This window comes from Georgenia satyanarayanai, assembly GCF_009193135.1.
Classification (GTDB): Bacteria; Actinomycetota; Actinomycetes; order Actinomycetales; family Actinomycetaceae; genus Oceanitalea; species Oceanitalea satyanarayanai.
Genome location: NZ_VUKC01000008.1, coordinates 63,082 through 87,707, shown reverse-complemented (window position 1 = coordinate 87,707; position 24,626 = coordinate 63,082). Strand labels below are relative to the sequence as shown.

General features: G+C 73.8%; 28 protein-coding genes, 1 tRNA gene and 1 other RNA gene. 14 read left to right on the top strand and 16 right to left on the bottom strand.

Translation table 11 applies throughout. The features are described 5' to 3' along the window. Positions 1–173 precede the first annotated feature (173 nt). The gene (locus tag GD632_RS10415) at positions 174–1,070 is read left to right on the top strand and encodes a class I SAM-dependent methyltransferase (RefSeq protein ID WP_152191799.1); all 897 of its coding nucleotides are present in this window, start codon (positions 174–176) and stop codon (positions 1,068–1,070) included. Here the strand turns inward: GD632_RS10415 and GD632_RS10410 are convergent. From GD632_RS10410 to GD632_RS10385, 6 genes are all read right to left on the bottom strand, one after another. After that, positions 1,057–1,710, bottom strand: coding sequence for a hypothetical protein (locus GD632_RS10410; protein WP_152191797.1), 654 nt, complete (start codon positions 1,708–1,710; stop codon positions 1,057–1,059). The genes GD632_RS10415 and GD632_RS10410 overlap by 14 nt on opposite strands. Positions 1,711–1,879: 169 nt before the next feature. Further along, positions 1,880–2,261, bottom strand: an RNA gene (gene rnpB / locus GD632_RS10405) — RNase P RNA component class A. Positions 2,262–2,275: 14 nt separating this feature from the next. Beyond that, positions 2,276–3,469 (bottom strand): histidine phosphatase family protein, encoded by a 1,194-nt coding sequence (locus GD632_RS10400; RefSeq protein WP_319633115.1) that lies wholly within the window; start codon positions 3,467–3,469, stop codon positions 2,276–2,278. Next, positions 3,466–4,203, bottom strand: coding sequence for a zinc ribbon domain-containing protein (locus GD632_RS10395; protein ID WP_152191795.1), 738 nt, complete (start codon positions 4,201–4,203; stop codon positions 3,466–3,468). Before GD632_RS10395 ends, GD632_RS10400 begins: the two co-directional genes overlap by 4 nt. After that, positions 4,200–5,384 (bottom strand): Nif3-like dinuclear metal center hexameric protein, encoded by a 1,185-nt coding sequence (locus GD632_RS10390; protein ID WP_152191793.1) that lies wholly within the window; start codon positions 5,382–5,384, stop codon positions 4,200–4,202. Before GD632_RS10390 ends, GD632_RS10395 begins: the two co-directional genes overlap by 4 nt. Positions 5,385–5,527: 143 nt before the next feature. Further along, a complete protein-coding gene (locus GD632_RS10385) occupies positions 5,528–5,962 on the bottom strand; it encodes an OsmC family peroxiredoxin (RefSeq protein WP_152191791.1) in 435 nt (144 codons plus the stop codon). A 143-nt stretch (positions 5,963–6,105) separates the two neighbouring features. Between GD632_RS10385 and GD632_RS10380 the strand changes: the two genes are divergently transcribed. Next, complete coding sequence (locus tag GD632_RS10380; protein ID WP_152191789.1) at positions 6,106–7,095, top strand: aldo/keto reductase; 990 nt, start codon at positions 6,106–6,108, stop codon at positions 7,093–7,095. Positions 7,096–7,178: 83 nt separating this feature from the next. Here the strand turns inward: GD632_RS10380 and GD632_RS16395 are convergent, their stop codons facing one another. Next, positions 7,179–7,301 (bottom strand): hypothetical protein, encoded by a 123-nt coding sequence (locus GD632_RS16395; RefSeq protein ID WP_264371888.1) that lies wholly within the window; start codon positions 7,299–7,301, stop codon positions 7,179–7,181. 92 nt (positions 7,302–7,393) lie between these two features. Between GD632_RS16395 and GD632_RS10375 the strand changes: the two genes are divergently transcribed. Next, positions 7,394–7,600 carry a hypervirulence associated TUDOR domain-containing protein gene (locus tag GD632_RS10375; RefSeq protein ID WP_152191787.1) on the top strand — a complete coding sequence of 69 codons (207 nt, stop codon included), beginning with the start codon at positions 7,394–7,396 and terminating at the stop codon, positions 7,598–7,600. A 3-nt stretch (positions 7,601–7,603) separates the two neighbouring features. Further along, positions 7,604–7,909, top strand: coding sequence for a hypothetical protein (locus GD632_RS10370; RefSeq protein WP_152191784.1), 306 nt, complete (start codon positions 7,604–7,606; stop codon positions 7,907–7,909). A 19-nt stretch (positions 7,910–7,928) separates the two neighbouring features. On the opposite strand, the gene GD632_RS10365 is transcribed toward GD632_RS10370, so the two are convergent. Then, entirely contained in the window at positions 7,929–8,342 is a 414-nt protein-coding gene (locus tag GD632_RS10365) for a hypothetical protein (protein WP_226924800.1), read from the bottom strand. A gap of 89 nt (positions 8,343–8,431) precedes the next feature. After that, positions 8,432–8,923, bottom strand: coding sequence for a beta-class carbonic anhydrase (locus GD632_RS10360; RefSeq protein ID WP_152191782.1), 492 nt, complete (start codon positions 8,921–8,923; stop codon positions 8,432–8,434). A 205-nt stretch (positions 8,924–9,128) separates the two neighbouring features. Here GD632_RS10360 and GD632_RS10355 point away from each other — a divergent pair, with 205 nt between their 5' ends. Genes GD632_RS10355 through GD632_RS16025 form a run of 3 tightly spaced genes read left to right on the top strand, consistent with a single transcriptional unit; the run spans position 9,129 to position 11,317 of the window. After that, on the top strand, positions 9,129–10,835 hold the full coding sequence (locus GD632_RS10355) for an FAD-dependent oxidoreductase (protein WP_152191780.1): 1,707 nt from the start codon (positions 9,129–9,131) through the stop codon (positions 10,833–10,835). Between the two features lie 17 nt (positions 10,836–10,852). Then, positions 10,853–11,128: a metal-sensitive transcriptional regulator gene (locus tag GD632_RS10350; RefSeq protein ID WP_152191777.1), complete on the top strand. Its 276-nt coding sequence runs from the start codon at positions 10,853–10,855 to the stop codon at positions 11,126–11,128. A gap of 30 nt (positions 11,129–11,158) precedes the next feature. Next, on the top strand, positions 11,159–11,317 hold the full coding sequence (locus GD632_RS16025) for a hypothetical protein (protein ID WP_193311440.1): 159 nt from the start codon (positions 11,159–11,161) through the stop codon (positions 11,315–11,317). A gap of 51 nt (positions 11,318–11,368) precedes the next feature. Here the strand turns inward: GD632_RS16025 and GD632_RS10345 are convergent, their stop codons facing one another. Continuing rightward, on the bottom strand, positions 11,369–11,788 hold the full coding sequence (locus GD632_RS10345) for a VOC family protein (RefSeq protein WP_152191775.1): 420 nt from the start codon (positions 11,786–11,788) through the stop codon (positions 11,369–11,371). A gap of 96 nt (positions 11,789–11,884) precedes the next feature. Here GD632_RS10345 and GD632_RS10340 point away from each other — a divergent pair, with 96 nt between their 5' ends. Further along, positions 11,885–12,874, top strand: a complete 990-nt coding sequence (locus GD632_RS10340; RefSeq protein ID WP_152191773.1) for a helix-turn-helix transcriptional regulator — start codon at positions 11,885–11,887, stop codon at positions 12,872–12,874. 149 nt (positions 12,875–13,023) lie between these two features. Continuing rightward, positions 13,024–14,403 (top strand): heparan-alpha-glucosaminide N-acetyltransferase domain-containing protein, encoded by a 1,380-nt coding sequence (locus tag GD632_RS10335; RefSeq protein ID WP_152191770.1) that lies wholly within the window; start codon positions 13,024–13,026, stop codon positions 14,401–14,403. 17 nt (positions 14,404–14,420) lie between these two features. On the opposite strand, the gene GD632_RS10330 is transcribed toward GD632_RS10335, so the two are convergent. From GD632_RS10330 to GD632_RS16230, 4 genes are all read right to left on the bottom strand, one after another. Next, positions 14,421–14,494: transfer RNA gene (locus GD632_RS10330), tRNA-Val, on the bottom strand. A gap of 36 nt (positions 14,495–14,530) precedes the next feature. After that, positions 14,531–14,983, bottom strand: coding sequence for a VOC family protein (locus GD632_RS10325; RefSeq protein WP_152191768.1), 453 nt, complete (start codon positions 14,981–14,983; stop codon positions 14,531–14,533). 26 nt (positions 14,984–15,009) lie between these two features. After that, the gene (locus GD632_RS16235; protein WP_226924799.1) at positions 15,010–15,456 is read right to left on the bottom strand and encodes a redoxin domain-containing protein; all 447 of its coding nucleotides are present in this window, start codon (positions 15,454–15,456) and stop codon (positions 15,010–15,012) included. Continuing rightward, positions 15,440–15,862 carry a DUF3052 domain-containing protein gene (locus GD632_RS16230; RefSeq protein WP_226924798.1) on the bottom strand — a complete coding sequence of 141 codons (423 nt, stop codon included), beginning with the start codon at positions 15,860–15,862 and terminating at the stop codon, positions 15,440–15,442. Before GD632_RS16230 ends, GD632_RS16235 begins: the two co-directional genes overlap by 17 nt. A 268-nt stretch (positions 15,863–16,130) precedes the next feature. Here GD632_RS16230 and aceE point away from each other — a divergent pair, with 268 nt between their 5' ends. Further along, positions 16,131–18,872, top strand: a complete 2,742-nt coding sequence (gene aceE, locus GD632_RS10315) for a pyruvate dehydrogenase (acetyl-transferring), homodimeric type (protein WP_152191763.1) — start codon at positions 16,131–16,133, stop codon at positions 18,870–18,872. 88 nt (positions 18,873–18,960) lie between these two features. On the opposite strand, the gene adhP is transcribed toward aceE, so the two are convergent. Further along, on the bottom strand, positions 18,961–19,992 hold the full coding sequence (adhP, locus tag GD632_RS10310) for an alcohol dehydrogenase AdhP (RefSeq protein WP_226924797.1): 1,032 nt from the start codon (positions 19,990–19,992) through the stop codon (positions 18,961–18,963). Between the two features lie 201 nt (positions 19,993–20,193). Further along, positions 20,194–20,862 carry a hypothetical protein gene (locus GD632_RS10305; protein ID WP_152191761.1) on the bottom strand — a complete coding sequence of 223 codons (669 nt, stop codon included), beginning with the start codon at positions 20,860–20,862 and terminating at the stop codon, positions 20,194–20,196. Between the two features lie 129 nt (positions 20,863–20,991). On the opposite strand from GD632_RS10305, the gene GD632_RS10300 reads away from it, so the two are divergent. From GD632_RS10300 to GD632_RS10285, 4 genes are all read left to right on the top strand, one after another. Continuing rightward, on the top strand, positions 20,992–22,185 hold the full coding sequence (locus GD632_RS10300; RefSeq protein ID WP_152191759.1) for a PucR family transcriptional regulator: 1,194 nt from the start codon (positions 20,992–20,994) through the stop codon (positions 22,183–22,185). A gap of 122 nt (positions 22,186–22,307) precedes the next feature. Further along, the gene (locus GD632_RS10295; protein ID WP_152191757.1) at positions 22,308–23,234 is read left to right on the top strand and encodes an ACP S-malonyltransferase; all 927 of its coding nucleotides are present in this window, start codon (positions 22,308–22,310) and stop codon (positions 23,232–23,234) included. Then, complete coding sequence (locus tag GD632_RS10290) at positions 23,231–24,238, top strand: beta-ketoacyl-ACP synthase III (protein ID WP_152191755.1); 1,008 nt, start codon at positions 23,231–23,233, stop codon at positions 24,236–24,238. Before GD632_RS10295 ends, GD632_RS10290 begins: the two co-directional genes overlap by 4 nt. Positions 24,239–24,319: 81 nt before the next feature. Further along, entirely contained in the window at positions 24,320–24,571 is a 252-nt protein-coding gene (locus tag GD632_RS10285) for an acyl carrier protein (RefSeq protein WP_152191752.1), read from the top strand. Positions 24,572–24,626: the final 55 nt, after the last annotated feature.

Here is a 24,626-nt window from a genome sequence, read left to right as displayed (position 1 = left end):
GCGACCGTCGTGTGCGGCGGTCCGTCCCTCGCGTGGACGCAGGCGGCCGACGACGGCGGTGAGCACCTGGTGACGCTCGCTCGGCTCACGGCACCGACCGGCGGGCGCTGAGCCCTGATCGCCGCGCGAAAACCGCTCGGCGGTGGTCCGCGGGCGCTGGTACCTTCCCGGCGATGAGCACCTTCCCGCCTCCCGACGAGGACGCGCCGTCCGGCGCCGACGTCGTCGTCGACCGCGAGCACGCGCTGCTGGCGAACCGCGCGAACTGGGACGACCGCGCCGAGATCCACGCTGCGTCGGCGATGTACGACCTCCCCGGGTTCGCCTCCGACCCGGAGCGGATCAGCGACGTCGCCGCCGAGGACCTCGCGATCCTCGCCCCGCACCTGCCGGGAGGAACGGTGCGCGGCCTGGACGTCGTCCACCTCCAGTGCCACGTCGGGAAGGACACGCTGTCCCTCGCCCGGCTCGGTGCCCGCGTCACCGGGGTGGACCTGTCCCCGCGCAGCCTGGAGATCGCCCGCGGCCTGGCGCAGGAGTGCGGCCTCGAGGCGCGCTTCGTCGAGGCCGACGTCCAGCACGCGGCCGACGCCGTCGAGGACACCTTCGACGTCGTCTACACGAGCATCGGCACGGTCACCTGGCTGCCGGACCTCACCGCCTGGGCGCGCAGCATCGCCCGGCTGCTCCGCCCCGGCGGCACCTTCTTCATCCGGGACGGGCACCCGATGCTCTACTCGCTCGACGACGCGCGCAGCGACCTCCTCGAGGTGCGCCACCGCTACTTCCCCTCGGCGCTGTCCCAGACCTGGGTGGACACCTACTCCTACACCGGGGACCCGACGCCGATCGAGCACGCCCGCACCTACGAGTGGCCCCACTCCCTGGCCGAGGTCATCGGCTCGCTGCTCGGGGCCGGCCTGCGGCTCACGAGCTTCGACGAGCAGCAGACGGTCCCGTGGCCGGCGCACCCGCTCATGGAGGAGACCGACGGCGTGTGGGCCTTCCCGGAGCCGCTCCGTCAGAACGTCCCGACGACCTTCAGCATCACGGCCGTCAAGGACGGCTGAGCCCCTCGGGGCACGGACCTTCCTGCGCGCTCTGGGTGGCGACGAGCCAGGTCCCGTCCTGGTCGGTGACGCGCACGACGACGTGGACGGGCTCGCCACCGAGGCCGTAGACCAGGGTGCCGTCGCTCTCCTCCAGGGCGCCCTCGATGTGGACGCACACGTCGAGGACGACGCCGAGACCCGTGCCGTCCTCCTCGGGGACGACGAGGGAGTAGAGGCCCGTCCCGAGAACCTCCGCGTGGCCGTCCACCACCCGGCCGGCCTCGGCCAGGGCGGTGGCCTCCGCGACCAGCGCGTCGAGGACGTCCCCGGTCGCGGTCGCGAAGAGCGCGTCGACGAGGTCGGCGTCGGCGAACCCCGTGCGGGCGGCGGCGTCGTACGCCGCCCGGTGGGCAAGGTAGGCCGCTTCGGCCTCCTCCACCATGCCGTCGACCTCCGCCTCCGGTGGCATGCGCGCGGCGAGATCCGGCGGCAGCGCGGGGTGCGCGCTGGCGTCGGGTACCGGCAGCGGTGGCGCGGGCGGCTCGGTGCTGAGCGCGGGACTCGACGGCGGCTCCCGCGCGGGATCGGCGCCGGGGCTGCACCCGGCGAGCACGAGGACGACGACGGCGACCGTGACGGCTGCTGGCAAGACACGCATCGGAACCTCCTGCGCCTCGCGGCGGAGGGGCCCGCCGGGAACGTCAGGATGGCGCTGGTCCCCCGGCGCGGGTCGCCCCGACGCATCCGCCGGTGGACAGGGCTCACGGGGAGCCGCCCTGTGGACCACGCGTCCCGACCGGGACGACGCGGCACGGCGGCCAGAAGGGCGGATGAGTCGGCCGGTACGCCGGGTTCTGTCCCGCGGCCCGTTGCCGGGGTCCGCGGTGGCGGCCATCCATCTACGACGTACGTTGCCGCACGCCTCCAGCGACCTACCCGCAGGCTCGGGCGAGCAGCCCTCGGGCGCCTGCTGTCTGGTCTTGCTCCGGGTGGGGTTTACCGAGCCGCACCGGTCACCCGGCACGCTGGTGGTCTCTTACACCACCCTTTCACCCTTACCGCCGCGGCCCGGAGGCTGCGACGGCGGTCTACTTTCTGTGGCACTGTCCCGCGGGTCACCCCGGGTGGGCGTTACCCACCACCCTGCTCTGCGGAGCCCGGACGTTCCTCGTCGCCCCCGGGGGGCGCCGCGACCGCCTGGCCGACTCATCCGCCCGTCGAGTCTAGCCGACCGAGTCCACCACGAGGCGCGCCGGGCAGCCCATGACGTGGACCTCCCCGCGCCCGCTCCACCGGCGCACGACGCTGATCGTGCCGGGCGCGATTCGGAACACGTCCCAGGCCGCCGTGGGGGCCTCGACGACCGTGCCGATGATGGCGGCGATGACGTCCGCGTGGGCCGCGACGACGACGGTGCAGCCCCCGCAGCTCTCGTCCAGGCGGTCCAGGGCGCGCCCGACCCGCGTGGCGACGTCCTCCCGGGACTCCCCGGGGGCGGTGGCCGCGAAGTCGTCGTCGACGGTCGGCAGGCCGAGGTCGGCGACCTCGCTGATGAGGACCGCGGTCTGCTGCGCGCGCACGAGCGGGGAGGCGAGGAGCACGGTCGGGCGGGCCAGGTGCGGCCACAGGGAGTGGCCGATCGTGTCGACGACGGCGGCCGCGGCCCCGGCCAGCTCCAGTCCTTCGTCGGTGAGCTCGGGGTCCTCCTCGCCGTCGCGCGGGGCCCAGCCGGGGCTCACGAGGACGATCGTCATCGCCTCGGGGTCCGCGAGGGAGGGTGCCTCCGTGTCGACGTCGGGGATGGGCGGCTCCTCGTCGTCGTCCGGGGGCGCGTTCCCGTCGGTAACTCGGCTGTCGGCGGAAACTCGGCTGTCGGCGGTAAGTCGGCTGTCGACGGTAACTCGGCTGTCGGCGGAGGGGTGGTCGTTGGTGATGGAGCCGCGGGAGTCCATGACGGCGTTGGCGAGGGCGTCGGCGGCGCCGTTCGCGGCGCGCGGGACCCACGTGTAGGTGACCTGGCCGGCGGGCAGGACGGCGCGGGCCTCCTCGGCGAGGCGGCGCATGTCGGCGTGCTTGATCTTCCAGCGGCCCGCCATCTGCTCGACGACGAGCCGGGAGTCCATGCGCACCTCGACCTGCGCCGTCGGGTCGATCTGCGCGGCGGCGCGCAGCCCGGCGACGAGGCCGCTGTACTCGGCGACGTTGTTCGAGCACTCCCCGAGGTACTCGGCCCGCTCGGCGAGGATCTCGTCGCCCTCGCGGACGAGCGCCCCGTAGCCGGCCGGGCCGGGGTTGCCGCGCGAGCCGCCGTCGGCCTCGACGACGAGCACCCGCCCGGAGGTGACCAGCCCCCGCCCGGCCGCGCCCTCCGCCGCGGGGGCGAGGGGATCGGCGTCGAAGAGGCTGGCCTGGCTCACTTCGGCTCCATCCTCACGATGATGTACCCGTAGTCCTCGTGCTGGACGACCTGCTCGGCGGGCGCCGAGTGGATCGCGTCGAGCTCGGTGAGGGAGAAGTCGAGCTGGGTGCCCTCGGTGCGCGACCCGTACAGCGCGACGGCGGCCAGGCCGCCGGTGCGCTCGCGCACCCGCTCGTACAGGGCCAGCAGCCCGGCGTCGGTCTGCTCCGCGGCGGCGGCCCGCTCCCGGGCGACCGACTCGAGCTGGCCGTCGATGGTGCCCCACTCGGTGTCGCGGGCCGCGACGTGCCGGGCGATGTCGGCGGCGATGGCGGCCTCCTGCTCGCCGAGCTCGGCGAGCCGGGACTCCGCCTCCTCGAGGCGCTCCATGACCTCGAGCTCGGTCTCCTCGAGGTCGCCCTGGCGGCGGGCGAGCTGCTCGAGCTCGGACTGCAGCGCCTGGGCCTCCTTGGCGGAGACGGCACCGGAGTCGAGGCGGGCCTGGTGGCGGGCGGCGCGCTCACGCACCTGCTCGACGTCGGACTCCGCCTTGGCGACCTCGCGTCGGATGTCCCCGACCGCGGTGCGCTCCTCGACCTGGGCGTTGTGCAGGTCCTCGAGGCGGCTCTCGAGCTCGGCGATCGTCTCGAGCACGGGCAGGGTGCGGCGCTGGTGGGCCAGCCTCGCGGCGCGCGTGTCGAGCGTCTGGATGTCGAGCAGTCGGCGCTGGTCGGCCACCGGGGCTGTGGTCACGGGGTGACTCCCTCGTTGTCGGTCGTGGTGCCATTGTCGGGGGCGCTGAGGCGCAGCGTCCACGGGTCGGTGACGATCGTGCTCACCCGGGTCCGCAGGGCGGCGCCGCGCTCGTGCGCGTCCTCCTCCAGCCGGGCCGCGGCGACGGGCAGCCAGGGCCACTCGCTGGCCCAGTGCGTCGCGTCGATGAGGTAGGGCGGGCCGGCCTCCAGCGCCTCGGAGGCCGGGTGGTGGCGCAGGTCGGCGGTGAGGTAGACGTCGGCGCCCAGGCCGCGCACGGTGCCGAGCAGCGAGTCCCCCGATCCGCCGCACACGGCGACCCGGCTCACCTCGGCGTCGAGGTCGCCGGCCACGCGGATGCCCTGGGCGGTGGTGGGCAGGACCGCCGCGACGTGCCCCGCGAGCGCGCGCAGCGTCGTCGGCGTCGGGAGCGTGCCGATGCGGCCGATGCCCGTGCCCGCCGGGTGGGGCGCGTGCTCGACGACGGAGAAGGCCGGCTCCTCGTAGGGGTGGGCGGCGCGGAGCGCGGCGAGGACCGCGGCCCGGCGCTCGCGGGGCAGGGTCATCTCGAGGCGGTCCTCGGCCACCTCGGTCACCTCACCGCGCTCACCGATGGTGGGGTTGGCGGCAGCACCGGCCCGGAAGGTGCCCTGGCCGGCGACGGTGAAGGCGCAGCGGTCGTAGTCCCCGATGTCTCCCGCGCCGGCCGCGGCGAGCGCGTCGAGGACGGTGGCGGTGTGGGCCTGCGGGACGAAGACGGTGAGCGTGTCGAGCGCGGCGGCATCGTGCGGGGTGAGCGGCTGGCGCTCGCGCAGGTCGAGGAGGTCGGCGAGCGCGTCGGCCACTCCCCCGGCCGCGGAGTCGGCGTTGGTGTGCGCGGTGTACAGCGCGCAGCCCGCACGGACGAGCTCGTGGACGACGCGTCCCTTGGGGGTGGTCGCGGCCACCGAGGTGGTTCCGCGCAGGTAGAGCGGGTGGTGGGTGACGAGGAGGTCCACCCCGGCGGCGATCGCCTCGTCGGCGACGGCCTGGACGGGGTCGACGGCGAACATCACCGTCCGCACCGGCGCGTCCGGGTCACCGGCCACCAGGCCGACGGCGTCCCAGCCCTCGGCGGTGCGGGGCGGGTATCGCTGCTCGAGGAGGCCGACGACGTCGGCCACGGTCAGGGTGCTCGCCATCGGCCCAGGCTATCCGTGCCCGCCGTCGTCCCCCGCCACACCGCTTCCGCCGAATACGCACATACGGTCACCTGGACGGGGCGGAACCCGCCGCGTGGTGACCGTATGTGCGTACTCGCGGGTGGTGAGGGGGTGGGGCAGGGTCAGGCGAGCTGGACGTCGCTGAGGGTGATCTCCGTGGCGGCGAGCGCCTGGCTCACCGGGCAGGTCTCCTTGGCCTTGCGGGCGAGCTCGTCGAAGGTCGCGGCGTCGATGCCCTCGACGGTCCCGCGGACGGTGAGCTCGATCCCGGTGATGCCGGTGCCCGCGACGAAGGTGACCGCGGCGGACGTGTTGAGCTGGGTGGGCGGGGTGCCGTTCTCCTTGAGCATGTTGGAGAACTGCATGGCGTAGCACGTCGCGTGGGCCGCGGCGATGAGCTCCTCGGGCGTCGTCGTCCCGCCCGCCTGCTCACCGCGCGACTGCCACGCGACGTCGAAGGTCGCCTTGCCGGAGGTCTCCAGGGTGGTGGTGCCGGAGCCGGTGAACAGCTCGCCGTTCCACTCGGTGCTCGCCTTGTTGACCACGGGGTTGGGCATGGGTCTCTCCTTCGCACACGGGGCGGCCCGGAGGCCGGCGGCGCCGGGACTGCGCCGACGCAGCCATCCCACCACAGGCCCGTCGGGAGCACATCGCAGGGGCCCGGTAACCTGGGCGCACCCGCCCGCATCGAAGGAGAAGCATGCAGTCGCGCACCCTGGGCCGTACCGGCCGCACCGTCTCGGCCATCGGCCTCGGCACCTGGCAGCTCGGCGCCGACTGGGGGGACGTGGCGGAGGCCGATGCCCTCGCCGTCCTCGACGCCTCGGCCGAGGCCGGCGTCACCTTCTTCGACACCGCCGACGTCTACGGTGACGGCCGCAGCGAGTCGATCATCGCGCAGTGGCGCCGCGCCAACCCGGGCGCGGACGTCACGGTCGCGACGAAGATGGGCCGGCGTCTGCCGCAGGAGCCCGAGAACTACTCGATGGACAACTTCCGGGCGTGGACCGAGCGCTCGCGCCGCAACCTCGGCGTCGACACCCTCGACCTCGTCCAGCTCCACTGCCCGCCGACCGCGGTCTACGGCATCGACCGGGTCTTCGACGATCTCGACACCCTCGTCGAGGAGGGCGTCACCGCCGCCTACGGCGTGAGCGTGGAGAAGGTCGAGGAGGCGCTGACCGCGATCGCGCGCCCGAACGTCGCGACCGTCCAGATCATCCTCAACGCCTTCCGGCTCAAGCCGCTGGAGGAGGTGCTGCCCGCGGCGCGCGAGGCCGGGGTCGGGGTCATCGCCCGCGTCCCGCTGGCCAGCGGCCTCCTCTCGGGGCGCTACACCCCCGAGACGACCTTCGCGGAGAACGACCACCGCAGCTTCAACCGCCACGGCGAGGCCTTCGACGTCGGGGAGACCTTCTCCGGGGTGGACTTCGAGACGGGGGTGCGTGCCGCCGCCGAGTTCGCCTCCGTCGCCCGCCTCCTCGTCCCGCAGGCGACGACGGCGCAGGTCGCGCTGGCGTGGGCGGCCGCCCAGGACGGCGTCTCCTCCGTCATCCCCGGCGCCCGCAACCCCGAGCAGGCCCGCGCCAACGCCGCGGCCGGCTCCCTCGAGCTGCCGGCCGAGCTCGACGACGCCGTCCGCTCCATCTACGACCGCGACCTGCGCGAGGCCATCCACCCGCGCTGGTGACCGGCCCCGGCCCGGCCCGCACGTCGACCGCACGGTCGGTGGCGGGCCGGGCCGCCGTCGTCACCCGCTGACACGTGCCCGGGTCAGCGCTCGTGGGCGGCGTCCGGGTCCTCCGGGGCCTGCTCGCGGAAGTGGACGACCAGCTCCTTGGACCTCACCACGCGGAGCGTCGTCACGAGGACGATGCCGCCGAGGACGTTGAGCACCTTCGGGTGGACGTGAGGCGCCGGTGCGCCCCGAGAGCGTGCCGGCCGCCCGCGGCTGTGCCACCGTGGTGGCCCGACCGATCGGAGGAGCCATGGCACTGTCCGAGGGCGACCACGTCTCGTGGAACACCCCGCAGGGAGTCACCCACGGCGTCGTCGTCGACGTCCGCACCACGGACTTCCAGCTCGCCAAGCAGCACTTCACCGCCTCGCCGGACGAGCCGATGCTCATCGTCGAGTCCGAGAGCAGCGGCAAGCGCGCCGCGCACCGGCCCGAGGCCCTGACGACGAGGGGCTGAGCCGTGGCCAGACCACCCAAGGGTGTGCAGCAGGCGGCGGCCCGAGCCGTCCGCTGGATCGAGGAGGGCAGGGCGGGCAAGGGCTTCACCGACGTCGGCCGGGGCCGCGCGTACCAGCTCGCGCGCGGTGAGGACGTGAGCGAGGAGGACCTCGCGACGATGCACGCCTACTTCGCCCGGCACGTCGTCGACCGCGACGCTCCCGGTTTCAGGGGCAACACCCCGGGCTTCCCCTCGCCCGGACGCGTGGCCTGGGACGCGTGGGGCGGCGACGCCGGACGGCGCTGGGCGGACCGCCTGGCCGGCTGAGGACTCGGCGCCCCTCGCGTCATGAACCGGGCAGGGAGCCGTAGCTGTTGCGGTACGTCTTCCCCGGCTTCGGTCGGGTGAACTTCAGGGCCGACCACGTGCCGTCCACGCGCAGGCACGTGCTCTCGACGAGGCCCGCGGCGTAGCCGAGGGCGATGACCGACCTGATCGTGAGGTCGGTGCCGAGCCGACCGCCCTTGGGCCAGGACACCCACAGCGTCCCGCCCGGACGCAGCCGGTCACGCAGCGGCGGGAAGGCCGCGTGCATCTCCTCCTGGCGGGTGACGAAGAGGTGGGCGTAGTCGACGTCGCCGTCGGTCACGTGCTCCAGCTCGGGCAGCTCGAGGGCGGCCAGTGCCTCGGCGGGCGCTCCGACGACGTGCGCGCGGGCGCCCGCCCGTACCCCCATCTTCTCCGCCACCGTGCGGGCCATGACGTCAGGCTATGCCGCGAAGCGCGTCGTCCCTCGGAGACCAGCTCGACGGACCCGTCGACGACCCCGGCGGAGCTGGGCGCGCCGTCCTACCGCACCTCGGTGAGGGTCCCGTCGGTGACCGAGTAGACGAAGCCGCGGACCGCGTCCTTGTGCGGGACGAAGGGGTTCGCGGCGATCCGCGCGATCGACTGGCGCACGTCCTCGGCCGGGTCGCGGAAGGACTCGGGTGACCACGGCGGGCGGATGCCCGTGTCAGCCTCGATCTGGGCCTTGAGCTCGTCGTCGGTGAAGGTGAGCATCCCGCAGTCGGTGTGGTGGATGAGGATGATCTCGCGGGTCCCGAGGAGGCGCTGGCTGATGGCGAGCGAGCGGATCTCGTCCTCGGTGATCACCCCGCCGGCGTTGCGGATGACGTGCGCGTCGCCCTCCTCGAGGCCGAGCAGCCCGTAGGGGTTGAGCCGCGCGTCCATGCAGGCGACGACGGCGACGTGACGCGCGGGTGGCATCGGCAGGTCGCCCTTGGAGAAGCCGGCGGCGTAGGCCTCGGCGTTGCGGAGGAGCTCGTCGGTGACGCTCATGATGTGACCTCTCGTGGACGGGCACGTCTTGCGGCCGGCCTGGCCGCTGCGCCCATCCTCGCCTCGCCCGTCTCCGCCGGGTAGAGGACTGCGGGGGCGTCTCGCATCGTGACCCGTGCCGGACCGCGGCGGCACACCCCGAGCGTGGTGGGCGTCATGCCCGCACCCCTGGTCCGTATACCCCCCGGGGTATATGCTCGTCGTCATGAGCACCTCCACCCCCACCCGGATCGTCGTCGTCGGCGGCGTGGCCGGCGGCATGAGCTGTGCCGCCCGCGCGCGCCGGCTCGACGAGAGCGCGGAGATCATCGTCCTCGAGCGCGGGGAGCACGTCTCCTTCGCCAACTGCGGGCTGCCCTACTACGTCGGCGGCGAGATCGCCGAGGCCGACAGCCTCCTCGTGCAGACGCCCGAGCGGCTGCGCGCCGCCCTCGACCTCGACGTGCGCCCGGGCCACGACGTCGTCGGCCTCGACGCGGCGGCCCGGGAGGTCGTCGTGCGCACGGCGAACGGCGAGGAGCGCCTCGGTTACGACGCCCTCGTCCTCTCCCCCGGCGCCCGCGCCGCGCGGCCCCCGCTGCCCGGCCTCGACTCCCCGCGGGTGCGCACCCTGCGCACCGTGGACGACGCCATCGCCCTGCGCGAGCGGGTCGACCGTGGGGACCGCCGGGCCGTCGTCCTCGGGGCGGGGTTCATCGGCGTCGAGGCCGCCGAGGCGCTCGCCGCCCAGGGGCTGGCCACCGCGCTCGTCGAGCTCGCGCCCCACGTCCTGCCCCCGCTGGAGGCGGAGCTCGCGTGGCCGGTCACCGAGGAGCTGCGTCGCCTCGGCGTCGCCGTCCACGCCGGAACCGGTGCTCAGGAGATCGTCACCGGCGGCGACCACGACGTCGTCGTCCTCACGGACGGGACCCGCCTGGAGGCGGACGTCGTCGTCCTGTCCGTCGGCGTCCGGCCCGACACCGAGGTCTTCGAGCGCGCCGGGGTGGCCACCGAGCGCGGCGCGATCGTCGTCGACGAGCACGGGCGCACGTCCCTGCCGGGCGTGTGGGCCGTCGGGGACGCGACCGTGAGCACCGACCCGGTCACCGGCGTGCGCCGCCCGGTGGCCCTGGCCGGACCCGCCAACCGGGCCGGCCGCCTCGTCGCCGACCACATCCTGCGGCCCGCGACGGCCCGTCCGGTGCCCGGACCGCTCGGCACCGCGATCGTTCGGGTCGGCGGGCTGACGGCGGCGATGACGGGCGCCAACCGCGCCGCCCTCGACGTCGCCGGGATCGCCTACCGCACCCTGCACCTGCACCCCAACCAGCACGCCGGCTACTTCCCGGGCGCCGACCAGATCCACCTCGTCGTCCACGTCCGCGAGCGGGACGGCCTCCTGCTCGGGGCGCAGGCCGTGGGCACCGACGGCGTCGACAAGCGCATCGACGTCCTGGCCACGGCGATCCGCACCGGGACGGAGGTCGCCGACCTCATCGACCTCGACCTCGCCTACTCCCCGCCCTACGGGCAGGCGAAGGACGCGGTCAACCTCGTGGGCATGGTGGGAGCGAACGTCCTGGACGGCACGCTGCGGCTGTGGGACGCCCGCGACCTCGACGACGTCCTCGCCGGCTCGCTCGTCCTCGATGTCCGCAGCGCCGGCGAGGTCGTGACCGGCACCCTGCCGGGCGCGTTTCACGTCCCCCACACCGAGCTGCGCGCACGCCTCGAGGAGGTGCGCGACGCCGCGGCCGGCCGGCCGGTGCGTGTCATGTGCGCCTCCGGCGTGCGCTCCGCCATCGCCCACCGGGTGCTGACGCAGGCCGGCCTCGACTCCGCGTCACTGTCCGGGGGCACGCTGACCCTGCGCGCCGTCCTCGGCGAGCGGGCCGACAGCCTCCTCACCCCTCGCGTCCACCAGCCCGCCTGAGCACAGGGAGACCACCCGTGAAGACCCCCGACGACGCCGCCCGGCGCCGCGTCCTCAACCGCCTGCGCCGTGCCCGCGGCCAGCTCGACGGCGTCATCGCGGCCGTCGAGGGCCAGGCTGACTGCCGTGACGTCCTCACCCAGCTCGCCGCCGTCACCCACGCGCTCAACCGCGGCGGCTTCGCCATCGTCGCCACGGCGATGGAGGAGTGCCTCGCCGACCCGGACACCACCCAGGAGCGCGAGGGGCTGACGACCACCGAGCTCGAGAAGCTCTTCCTGTCCCTCGCCTGACCGACCCCCACCCCCAGAAGGAGACCCCCGATGTGCCGACCGGTGACCTGCCCGACCTGCCAGAAGACGACCTGGGCCGGGTGCGGCGAGCACGTGGACGACGTCATGCGTGACGTGCCGCCCAGCGAGCGCTGCCCGGGCCACGAGTGGGCCGACGCCGGCTTCCTCGGCCGCCTCCTCGGCCGCTGAACCACCGACGGGCCGTGGCCGCCCGGCCGGGCGGCCACGGCCCGCCCGCGGTCAGCCTCTGGCCCACTCGACGTCGAGCACCCACGTGACGCCGAACGGGTCGGTGAGCATCCCGTACAGCGGCGCCCACGGGGCGGGTGCGAGGGGGACGAGGACGGTGGCGTCGGCGGCCAGCGCGTCCCAGTAGCGGCGCACCTCCTCGGCGTCGGCGCCGCGCACGGACACGTAGGACGCGTTGGTGCCCGGGTCCCAGGCGTCGGTGGACGGGACGTCGTAGGCCATGACGCGCACGCCGGCCGCGGAGACGAGCTGTCCCCAGCTGACGTGGCTCTCCTCCCCCGCCGGGACAGGACGGCCCGTGTCGGCGTGGGTGACGGCGACGACCTCCCCGCCGAAGACGGACCGGTAGTGCTCGAGGGCGGCGCGCGCCTGGCCGCGGAAGTTGAGGTGGGGGGTGACGGCGACGGACATGGTGGTGCTCCTTCAGGGTTGGCTTCACGGGGACACGGCCGACGCTGCCAGCAGTGGCGGTCAGATCGTGTCCTCCACCTTCGTTACGGTCGGGCGATGACGACGACGCCGACGTCCCGGCTGCTCCAGCTGCTGTCCCTGCTCCAGACGCGGCGCGACTGGCCCGGCCGGCACCTCGCCGACCGCATGGGGGTGAGCCCGCGGACCGTGCGCCGCGACGTCGACCGGCTGCGCGGGCTGGGCTACCGGGTGACCGCCGTCATGGGCCCCGACGGCGGGTACCGGCTCGAGGCCGGGGCCGAGCTGCCGCCACTCCTCTTCGACGACGAGCAGGCTGTGGCGCTCGCCCTCGCCCTGCGGACGGCCTCGGCCGGGGGCGTCGCCACGGACGTCGCGGCCGCGCGGGCCCTGGCCACCGTGCGTCAGCTCATGCCGGCCGCGCTGCGCCACCGGGTGGACGCCGTCACGGTCACCGCCGTCGGCCGGCACCCCGCGGTCCCCGCCGTCGACCCGGAGGTGCTCGTGGCCGTCAGCGCCGCCGCCCACCGTCGCGAGGTGCTGCGCTTCGACTACGGGGTCGACGCCGACCGGCCCGCCCGGCGCGCCGAGCCGCACCACGTGGTGAGCTCCGCGGGGCGCTGGTACCTCGTCGCCTGGGACCTCGACCGCGAGGACTGGCGCACCTTCCGCCTCGACCGGCTCCGCCCTCGGATGCGGACCGGCGTGCCCTTCCGCCCGCGCGCGCTGCCCGGCGGGGAGGTCGCCGCGTTCCTCACCGGCACGTTCCGCGGCTCGGTGGGGACGGGCGACTGGCCGTGCCGCGGGGAGGCCACGCTCGCCCGCCCCGCCCACGAGGTTGCCCCGTTCCTCGGCGACGGCACCGTCGTCGCCGTCGGCGCCGACCACTGCCGGGTGTCGGTGGGCTCGTGGTCGTGGCCCGCCCTGGCCGCCTCGCTCGGCCGCCTCGACACGGCGATCGACGAGGTCTCCCCCGCCGAGCTGCGTGAGGCGTGCACGCTGCTCGCCGCGAGGTACGGCCAGGCGGGCCAGGGCACCGTCGACAGGACACCCCCGGCCGGTCGCTGAGCCCACGGACGCCGCCTGCGGCGAGCCGCTCGGCAGTAGGGTGTGGCGCTGCCTGTGATCCTCCCGGCACTCACGCGACGGGGACGTGGCCGACCTCGACCACAGTCAGCGCGACGTCCCCCTGTCTGCTCCATCGTGAGGAACGTGTCATGACGACAGCTCCGCCCGCGCCCCCTCGGCCCGACACACTCGTCACACTCCCGGCACCGCCGGCGCCACCGGCAGCGCGGACCGGACCGGGCAGGCTCCGTACCTTCGGCCGGGCCCCGCGGGTCGTCGCCCTGGACATCGCCCGCGGGATCGCGGTGCTCGGGATGGCGGCCGCACACACGGCCGCCCTGCCGGGAGCGCTGCGCTGGGACGAGCCCGCGACGTGGGTGGACCTCGTCAACGGACGCTCCTCGATCCTCTTCGCCGTGCTGGCCGGCATCTCGATCGCGATCATGACCGGCCGCACCCGCATCCCGACCGGCGCCGAGCTGGGGCACGCGCGCCTGCGACTGGTCGCGCGCGGACTGGTGATCTTCGCGATCGGCCTCGTCCTGGAGCTGCTCGGCACGAGCATCGCGGTCATCCTCACGTTCTACGGTGCCGTGTACGCGGTCGCTGTCCTGTTCGTCGGCATGCGCGTGTCCCGCGTCCTCCTCTGGGCCGCGGCCCTCGCCGTCGCCGGACCTGCGCTGGTCGCCGGGCTCATGGCGCTCGCGCTGTGGTCCTCGGGCAGCGGGGTCGGGTTCGTCCTCGAGGGCACCTACTCGATCGTCGTGTGGACCGCGCTCATGCTCGCCGGCCTCGCCGTCGGCCGGCTCGACGTCACGAGGAAGCGGACCATGGCCCTCACCCTCGCCGTCGGCACCGTGCTCTCCGCGGTCGGCTACACCGCCGGCGCCCTGTGGGCCGGAGACCCCTACGACGTCGAGGGCAGCTGGTACTCCTCGTCGGGCGCCGAGTCCTCCGTCGTCGACGACGGGTCCTGGCCCGTGTTGATCCCGGGTGACGAGGCCGACCTCACCGGCATGGTGTGCGAGGACTACGGCGACGGCTACCTCTCCTGCTACCCGGAGGACGACGGCGCCGACCTCTCGGGTGACGACCTCGCCATCGAGGAGGACGGCAACGGCTGGGCGACCTATCCCGACGCGGTCGCAACGGCCGACGTGGGCGGGACCATGCTGGGTGCGTTCCTCTCGAGCTACCCCCACTCCGGCGGCACGATGGAGATCCTCGGCTCGGGCGGGCTCGCCCTCGCCCTGGTCGGACTGCTGCTGCTCACCGGCGAGGCCCTGCGGTACGTCCTCCTGCCGCTCGCCGCCGTCGGGTCGATGCCGCTGACCGCCTACACGGCCCACGTCGTCGCCATCTGGATGGTGATGGGGCCGGGCGGGTGGAGCCAGCCCCCCGAGCTGTTCTGGTTCCTCGCCGCGGGCCTGCTCCTCGGGTGCACGCTCTGGGCCGTCCTGCTCGGCCGGGGACCTCTGGAGCGGCTCACCGCGCGGGCGTCGGACCGGCTGGCACCTCGGCCACGCTGACGTTGGGGCTGGCACGGTGGGCCCGGCCGGCCTCGAACCGACGACCTCCGCGGTGTAAACGCGGCGCTCTGACCAACTGAGCTACAGGCCCCACGCAGCCGAGCGGCTGCCAGGGCCAGCGTACTGGTCAGCGCTCGTCGTCCGTGCCGAAGCCCTCGCGCGAGCGGCGCTCCTCCAGCGGCTCGGTCTCCTGGAAGAGGGTGATCTGGAGGCCGGCGGGCGCCTCGAGCCGGGAGTTCACCGACCGCCACGGCGTCATCACCGGGTCGGCCACCACCCGTCCCCCGGCGGAGGCGAGATCGGCCGTCGCGGTCGGGGAGTCGTCCACCTCGAAGGCGAGCCGGATGCGCGGGCTCGGCACCGTCACGCCCTCGACGCGGTCGATCTCGCGCTTGTGGGCGGTCGAGGCGATCTCGAGCGTCGCGCGGCCCGCGTCGAGGATGGCGACACGGTCCTCCTCCCCCTCGGCGAAGGCCGCCTGCTCGTCCATGCCGAGGACGTCCCGGAAGAAACGGACCGCCTCGTCGTAGTCCTCCGCCTCGACGACGACCCGGAGCTGTCGGACCCGCTGCTGTGTCATGACGACATCATGGGGGGTCGCCGCGCTCAGCCCGTCAGAGCGGCGACGGCGGCGCGGTAGTCGGCGACGGACCGCGCCACCCCGCCGGGGGTGCGCACGGACCAGGCGACCACGCCGTCGTCGTCGAGGAGAAAGGTGGCCCGCTGCGGGGCACCGGACGCGTCGTCGAGCACACCGAAGGCCCGCGCCGCCCGGCCGTGCGGCCAGAAGTCCGACAGCAGCGGGACGGTCACCCCCTCCTGCTCGCCCCACGCGCGCAGCGCGAAGACGGGGTCACAGGTGACGGCGACGACGTCGGCACCGGTGAGGGGCTCCGCGGCGAGCGCGCGGAGCTCGCCGCCGCAGACCCGGGAGAACGCGAACGGGAGGAACACGACCAGCTGCGGCCGCGTGCGCGCCCCACCGACACGCACGGGGGTGCCGTGCGTGTCGGGCAGCTCGAGGACGGGCGCCCGGTCAGCGACCGCGACCACGGGCGAGCAGACGCAGCCCGTTCCAGTCGGCCCCGGCGCCGACGGAACCGGTGGGCTGGAGACCGGCCGTGCGGGCGGCGTCCTCCACGACCGCGGGCCCGACGTGGCCGCCACGGCCCGGCTTGGGGGTGAGGACGACGATCGTCCCGGCGTCGTCCAGGTTGTCGAGGGCGTCGACGAGGAGGTCGGTGAGGTCGCTCTCGTCGCCGTCGTCGTCACGCCACCAGATGATGGCGCCGTCGACGACGTCGGAGTACTCCTCGTCCACGAGGTCCGTCCCCGTGACGTCCGAGACGGCCGAGCGGACCGCCTCGTCGACATCGGTGTCGTACCCGAACTCCTGGATCTCCTGCCCGGGGTTGAAGCCGAACCGGCTGCCGGCATCAGGGCCAGCGGTCGCTGCCACGTGTACTCCCACTCTCGTCTCGGTGGCGCTGAGGTGCGCCGAACCACCCCACCGGTCGTGGGGACGGGCACAACGCTACTGCCGCGACGTTCCCAATCCCAGACGAACCGCCTCGCGTCGCGCCGGCGCCTGTTGCCAAGGTCATAGCGCGGGGCCGCCGAGACGATGGTTTCTGGCTGCCATCGGGCGCAACAATGGGCCTAGTCTGGATGACACCGAGCACCAGCCACGCGCGTCGGCGCGCCGACGCCTGAGGGAAAGAGGACGTGTGAGTCCACAGGACGGATCTGGACCGCTCATCGACGGCCTGCTGAGCCAGGTCAGGGACATCGACACCGCTGAGACCCAGGAGTGGCTCGAGTCCCTCGACGGTCTCATCGACGAGCGTGGCGGCCCCCGGGCCCGGTACATGCTGCTCAACCTGCTGCGTCGCGCGCGGCAGCGCAACGTCGCCGTGCCGGCCCCCATGACCACCCCGTACGTCAACACCATCGGCGTCCACGAGGAGCCGTACTTCCCGGGCGACGAGGCCGCCGAGCGCAAGTACCGCGGCTGGATCCGCTGGAACGCCGCCGTCATGGTCACCCGCGCCCAGCGCCCCGGCGTCGCCGTCGGTGGCCACATCTCCTCCTACGCCTCCATCGCCACGCTCTACGAGGTGGGCCTCAACCACTTCTTCCGCGGCAAGGACCACCCCGGCGGCGGGGACCAGGTCTTCTTCCAGGGCCACTCCGCGCCGGGCAACTACGCCCGCGCCTACCTCGAGGGCCGGCTGTCCGAGGACGACCTCGACGGCTTCCGCCAGGAGCACTCCCACCCCGGTGGCGGGCTGCCCTCCTACCCGCACCCGCGCCTCATGGACGACTTCTGGGAGTTCCCCACGGTCTCCATGGGGCTGGGCCCGGCCGAGGCGATCCACCAGGCCTTCACCAACCGCTACGTCCACGAGCGCGGGATCAAGGACACCTCCCAGCAGCACGTGTGGGCGTTCCTCGGCGACGGCGAGATGGACGAGCCCGAGTCGCGCGGCATGCTCCAGCTCGCCGCCCAGCAGGGCCTGGACAACCTCACCTTCGTCGTCAACTGCAACCTGCAGCGTCTCGACGGCCCGGTCCGCGGCAACGGCAAGATCGTCCAGGAGCTCGAGGCCTTCTTCCGCGGCGCCGGCTGGAACGTCATCAAGGTGCTGTGGGGCCGCGAGTGGGACTCCCTGCTCAACGCCGACAAGGACCGCGCGCTGGTCAACCTCATGAACCAGACGCTCGACGGCGACTACCAGACCTACAAGGCGAACGACGGCGCCTACGTCCGTGAGCACTTCTTCGGCCGCGACCCGCGGACCAAGGAGCTCGTCAAGGACATGACGGACGACGAGATCTGGGCGCTCAAGCGCGGCGGCCACGACTACCGCAAGATCTACGCCGCCTACAAGGCCGCCATGGACCACACCGGGCAGCCCACGGTCATCCTCGCGCAGACGGTCAAGGGCTACGGCCTGGGCCCGAGCTTCGCTGGTCGCAACTCCACGCACCAGATGAAGAAGATGAAGACGACGGACCTCAAGATGCTCCGGGACGCCCTGCGCATCCCGATCTCCGACGAGCAGCTCGAGGACCCCTTCGACGCGCCGTACTACCGGCCCGAGGAGGACGACCCGGCGCTGCAGTACATGCTCGAGCGGCGCAAGGCGCTGGGCGGCTTCGTGCCCGAGCGTCGCGGCGATAAGGGCACCCTCACCCTGCCCGACGACAAGCCCTACGAGGTGCTCAAGAGCGGGTCGGGCAAGCAGGAGGTCGCCTCGACCATGGCCTTCGTCCGGCTCCTCAAGGAGCTGATGAAGGACAAGCAGATCGGCAACCGCATCGTGCCGATCATCCCGGACGAGGCCCGCACCTTCGGCCTGGACGCGATCTTCCCGACGGCGAAGATCTTCAACACCCACGGGCAGAACTACACCGCCGTGGACGCCGACCTCATGCTCTCCTACAAGGAGTCCGAGACCGGCCAGATCATGCACATGGGCATCAACGAGGCGGGCTCGGCCGCGGTCTTCCAGACCGTCGGCACCTCCTACGCCACCCTCGGCGAGCCGCTCGTGCCGGTCTACATCTTCTACTCGATGTTCGGCTTCCAGCGCACCGGTGACGCCTTCTGGGCGGCCGGGGACCAGCTGGCCCGCGGGTTCGTCATCGGTGCCACCGCCGGGCGGACCACGCTCGCCGGTGAGGGCCTGCAGCACATGGACGGGCACTCCCTCGTGCTCGCCCAGACCAACCCGGCCTTCGTCAACTACGACCCGGCCTACGCCTACGAGATCCGCCACATCGTGCGCGACGGTCTGCAGCGCATGTACGGGGCCGACGACCCGCGCGACCCGAACGTCATGTACTACCTCACGGTGTACAACGAGCCGATGGTCCAGCCGGCCGAGCCGGAGGACGTGGACGTCGAGGGCATCCTCAAGGGCATCCACCAGGTCGCCGCGTCCGAGGGCGACGGGCCGTGGGTGCAGCTGCTCGCCTCCGGCGTCGGGGTGCCGTGGGCGCTGCACGCCCGCGAGATCCTCGCCGAGGACTGGGGCGTGCGCGCCGGCGTGTGGTCGGTGACCAGCTGGGGCGAGCTGCGCCGCCAGGCCCTCCAGGTCGAGCGCCAGCGTCTCCTCGAGCCGGGCGGCGACCACGGCGAGGCCTACGTCACCGCCAAGCTGCGTGACGCCGGCGGCCCGTTCATCGCCTCGAGCGACTGGGACCACATGGTCCCGGACATGATCCGCCAGTGGGTGCCGGGCGACTACCACGTCCTCGGCGCGGACGGTTTCGGCTACTCCGACACCCGCCCGGCAGCCCGCCGCCAGTTCCTCATCGACTCCCACTCGATGGTGGTCAAGGCGCTGCAGGCCCTCGCGGCCCAGGGCGCGATCGACGCCGACATCCCGCGTCAGGCGGCCGAGCGATACCGCCTGTCCGACGTCAACGCCGGTGAGTCCGGCACCGCCGGCGGCGACGCGTAAGGCGCCTCCCGCCGGACACGCACGCACGTGAGCGCCGAGAGCCGGATTCCTCCACGGAGGAATCCGGCTCTCGGCGTACGGGGGTCGGTCACCCGGTCATGGTCATGACGACGCGGCCGTCGATCTTCCCCTCCTCCATCTCGGCGAAGATCTCGTTGATGTCGTCCATCGGGCGCACCGTGTAGGTGGGGCTGACCTTCCCGCGGGCGAAGAAGTCCAGCGCCTCGACCATGTCCTTGCGCGTCCCGACGATCGAGCCGCGCACGGTGAGCCCGAAGAGCACCGTGGTGAAGATGTCGAGCGGGAACTGCTCCGGCGGCAGGCCGACGAGGGACACCGTGCCACCGCGGCGCAGCGCCCCGACCGCCTGCGGGAAGGCGTGGGCGTTGACGGCCGTGACGAGGGCGCCGTGCACGCCGCCGGTCGCGGCCTTGATCTCGGCGGCCGGGTCCTCGCTCGTGCGGGCGTTGACGGTCACCTCGGCCCCGTGCCGGCGGGCCAGCTCGAGCTTGCCGTCCTCGACGTCGACCGCGGCCACCCGCAGCCCCATGGCGACGGCGTACTGGACGGCGATGTGCCCGAGCCCGCCGATCCCGGAGATGAGCACCCACTCCCCCGGCTTGGTGTCGGTGACCTTGAGGCCCTTGTAGACGGTGACCCCGGCGCAGAGGATCGGTGCGGCGGCGGCCGGGTCGACGCCGTCGGGGATGACGGGGCAGTACCGCGAGTCGACGAGCATGTACTGCCCGAAGGAGCCGTCGACGGAGTAGCCGCTGTTCCGCTGGGACTCGCACAGGGTCTCCCAGCCCGTCTGGCAGTACTCGCACGCGCCGCACGCGCTGGCGAGCCACGCGTTGCCGACCGTGTCCCCCACCGCGACCCGCTCGACGCGGTCGCCGACGGCGACGACCGTCCCCACCCCCTCGTGGCCGGGGATGAAGGGGGCGACGGGCTTGACCGGCCAGTCGCCGTGAGCGGCGTGGAGGTCGGTGTGGCAGACGCCGGTGTACTCGACCTTCACCAGCGCCTCGTAGGGCCCGGGCTCGGGGACCGCCAGCTCGCGGATCTCGAGCGGGCTGCCCAGCTCCGGGACGACGGCGGCGCGCATGGTCTGGGACATGGTGGTCCTCCTTGGCTCTCGTGCCGAGGGCCAGGGTGAGACCCTCGGGCTCCTTCACCGGTGCGGTGCTGAGCCCAAGTCAAGCAGCACCGGCGTGCCGGCACGGGGGACCCACGTCCCAGCAGGCACCCCCACCCCTCACGCCGAGAGCCGGGTCCCTCCGCGGAGGGACCCGGCTCTCGGCCGGACGGGCGGGCTGCGTCAGGTGCGTTCGGCGGCCTGGACGCGGGGCTCGAGCTCGGTGGCGACGGCACGGGTCTCGGCGTCGTCGCGGGCCTTGAGCTCGTCGAGGTGGCGGCGCGCGTCCAGCGGGCGCTCGGCGTCCAGGGCCGCGAGGACGATCTGCCGTCCGGCCTCGACGATGTGGTCGCGCGGGGACCACTGGCCCACGCCCAGGCCCAGGCCGTCGCCCGGCAGGTCCGCCTCGCGGAGCGTGCGGACGCCCTCGGCAAGGGCGAGACCGGTGTGCTCCCGCTCGCAGGCGGCGTTGAGACGGCGCATCGCGCCCTCGTGGTCGTCGTGGAGGGACAGGCGGGCGAGCTCGATGAGCGGGTACCAGGCCCGCGGGTTGCCCGCGAGCTCCTCGGCGAGCGCCCAGATCGCGACGTCGGCCGTGATGTGGTGCTCCGCGGGGTCGTGCTCGGCGATGAGCGGGTCGACCGGCTCGACCGAGTCCGCGCGACGGCGGACCAGCTCGGCGAGCTCACGGAACGCCTGGATGTCGTTGGGGTCGTCCACCAGCTTGGCGCGCAGCGTGGCCTCCTGAGGGAGGTCCGCGCTGCGGGCAGCGGTGGTGGCCTGCCGGGTACCCGGCCGCCGCATCGGGCTGCGCCGGGTCAGCAGCGCCTTCAGTCGCGCGAGAAGAGCCATGTCCTCGACCCTACTGTCAGATGGCTCTCGCCTCACGCCGACGGCGTCGCACGCCGGACATCGGGCGCCGATTCTCACCAGCCGGGCGCTCTTGTCGGCTTCCCACAAGCGCTCCCTTATGCTCTGGCCATGGTCCCCGGCAGTGCGTCCGCCGACGCGCACGACAGCTCCGACGTCGTCCGCCGCCTGCGGGGCGGTACGGACCTGCTCACCTCCGCGGCCCTCAAGCGGCTCGACGCGGAGATCCCGTGGTACCGCGAGCTCGCCGCCGAGGACCGCTCGTGGATCGGCCTCGTCGCCCAGTCCGGCATCGCGGCCTTCATCACCTGGTACGAGAGCTCCTCCGCCGCGACCTACAACGCGGCCGAGATCTTCCGCGCGGCGCCGCCCGAGCTCACGCGCTCGATCTCGCTGCAGCACACCCTCCAGCTCGTGCGGCTCGTCGTCGAGGTCGTCGAGGACAACGCCGTCCAGCTCGCCGCCCCCGGCCAGCAGCGCGACCTGCGCGACGCCGTCCTCCGCTACTCCCGCGAGGTCGCCTTCTCCGCCGCGGAGGTCTACGCCCGCGCCGCCGAGGCACGGGGGGCGTGGGACGCGCGCCTCGAGGCACTCGTCGTCGACTCCCTCGTGCGCGGTGACACCGACGCCTCGCTGCGCTCGCGCGCCTCCGCGCTCGGCTGGTCGGGCAGCGGCTCGACGGTGGTCCTCGTCGGCACCACCCGCGGCCCGCTCGACGAGCGCAGCACCGCCGAGCTGCGCCGCGCCTGCCGCCGCGCCGCCCACGACGCCCTCGTCGGCATCCAGGGCGACCGGCTCGTCGTCGTCCTCGGTGGCGAGGAGCTGCGTGCGGCCGCCGACTCCCTCATGCCCCGGCTGCGGCCGGGCACCGTCGTCATCGGCCCGCAGGTGGCCGACATCGCCGACGCCGGCCGCTCGGCCCGCGCCGCCCTCGCCGGTCTTCTCGCCGCGCCGGCGTGGCCGGACGCCCCCGAGCTCGTCGAGGCCGACGAGCTGCTGCCCGAACGGCTCGTCAACGGTGACCCGCTGGCCCGCCGCACCCTCCTCGCCGAGATCTACCGGCCCCTCGCCACGGCCGGCGGCCCGCTCCTTGAGACGCTCGGCGAGTACCTCGCCCAGGGCCGCTCCCTCGAGGCCGCGGCCCGCGCCCTGTACGTCCACCCCAACACCGTCCGCTACCGGCTGCGCCGCATCTCCCAGGTGGTCGGCTGGGACGCGACGGTCCCCCGGGAGGCCTTCGTCCTCCAGGTCGCGCTCGTCGTCGGACGGCTCTCCGCGGGGGCCGGGGACCACTCCGGCGTGTGACCGGCGTCGCCCCACGACGAGGACGCACCCCGAAGTTTGTGGACACTCCACAAGGCCTCGGAAACGAGTTGGTAGGCGTCGTAGGCGTGGGCGGTGACCGGATTGTTGGCAGAGTGGAATCCGTGCTCGCCATCCTCTGCCCCGGTCAGGGCGCCCAGGCCCCCGGCATGCTCAGCCCCTGGCTCGAGCTGCCCGCGCTCGACGCCTCCCTCGAGGCCTTCAGCGAGGCCGCCCAGACCGACCTGCGCCAGCTCGGCACCCGGGCGGACGCCGAGACGATCCGGGACACGCGGTACGCGCAGCCGCTCATCGTCGCCGCGTCCCTGCTCTCCCTGCACGCGCTGCTCGGTGAGGACACCAGCACCGTCGGCGTCACCGCGGGCCACTCCGTCGGCGAGCTCGCCGCCGCGGCCGTCGCCGGCACGCTGAGCGCCACCGACGCCCTCACGCTCGTCGGGGTGCGCGGACGGGCCATGGCCGCGGCTGCCGCCGTCACGCCCACCGGGATGAGCGCCGTCGTCGGTGGGGACCCGGACGAGGTCGACGCCGCACTCACCACCCACGGGCTCACCGCCGCCAACGTCAACGGCGGCGGCCAGGTCGTCGCCGCCGGCACGCTCGAGCAGCTCGCCGCGCTCGCCGCCGCGCCGCCCGCCAAGGCCCGCGTCGTGCCGCTCCAGGTGGCCGGCGCCTTCCACACCGAGCACATGGCTCCCGCCGTCGAGCAGGTCCGCGCAGCGGCCGGGGCGATCGCACCCGCCGACCCGCGCGCCACCCTCCTGTCCAACGCCGATGGCGCCGCCGTCAGCTCCGGCGCCGACGCCCTCGAGCGGATCGTCGCCCAGGTCGCCCGCCCGGTGCGCTGGGACCTGTGCTGCCAGACGATGCTCGACCTCGGCGTCACCGCCGTCATCGAGCTCGCGCCCGCCGGTGTCCTCACCGGTCTGGCCCGACGTACGCTGCCGGGCGTGCAGACCCTCGCCCTGAAGTCCCCCGACCAGATCGACGCGGCCCGCGAGCTGGTGCGCGAGCACGGAGGCTCCCGATGACCCGTCCCGCCCTGCGCTCGGCGCAGCCGACCACCTACTCGCGCATCCTCGGCATCGGCGGGGTCCGCGGCGACAACGTCGTGCCCAACGACGACATCGTCGGCCCCATCGACAGCTCCGACGAGTGGATCCAGCAGCGCACGGGGATCATCGAGCGTCGCCGGGCTACCGAGGAGCAGACCATCGCGGCGATGACCGAGGAGGCGGCCCGCAAGGCGCTGGCCGCCGCGGGCATCGAGGGCTCCCAGCTCGGCGCCGTCATCGTCGCCACGGTCACCCACCTCGAGCAGACCCCGGCCCTGGCGACGATCATCGCCGACCGCATCGGCGCCACCCCCGCCGCGGCCTACGACATCTCCGCGGCGTGCGCCGGGTACTGCTACGGCATCGCCCAGGCCGACGCGCTCGTGCGGGCCGGCGCCGCCGACTACGTCCTCGTCGTCGGCGCGGAGCGGATGTCGGACTTCATCGACCCCACCGACCGCACGATCTCCTTCATCCTCGGCGACGGCGCGGGGGCCGCCGTCGTCGGCCCGTCCGACACCCCGGGCATCGGCCCCACCGTGTGGGGCTCGGACGGCGGCCAGGCCGACGCGATCTACCAGACGCACTCCTGGCTCACCTTCCGCGACGGGACCGACACCTCGTGGCCGACGCTGCGCCAGAAGGGCCCGACGGTGTTCAAGTGGGCGAGCTTCGAGATGGCGAAGGCGGCCCGCGCCGCCATCGAGGCGGCCGGGCTCGCGCCGGAGGACATCGAGGTGTTCATCCCGCACCAGGCCAACATGCGGATCATCGACCAGCTCGCCAAGCAGCTGGGGCTGCCCGAGTCCGTGGTCATCGCCCGTGACATCGCCCAGACCGGCAACACCTCCGCCGCCTCCATCCCCCTCGCCACCGAGCGGTTGCAGCGTGAGGGCGCCGTGGAGCCCGGGGCACTGGCCCTGCAGATCGGCTTCGGCGCCGGTCTCGCCTACGCCGCCCAGGTCGTGGCCCTGCCGTGACGGGCGCGTCGCCAGGAGCGGCGAGCACGTCGTAGACCACACTGTTTTTCGACCAACCCACACCGAATTGGAGCAACGCCCATGGCTTACAGCGAGCAGGAGATCCTGGCTGGACTGGCGGAGATCGTCAACGAGGAGACCGGTCTGCCGGTCGACGCCGTCCTCCCGGAGAAGTCCTTCACCGACGACCTCGACATCGACTCCCTGTCGATGATGACGATCGTGACGCTGGCCGAGGAGAAGTTCGAGGTCCGCATCCCCGACGAGGAGGTCGCCAACCTCGCGACCGTGCAGGACGCCGTCTCCTTCATCCAGGGCGCCCAGAACGCCTGACCGAGTCGACCGGGGCGGCCCCGCCGCCCCGGTCGTCCCCCACCCCCGCCACACC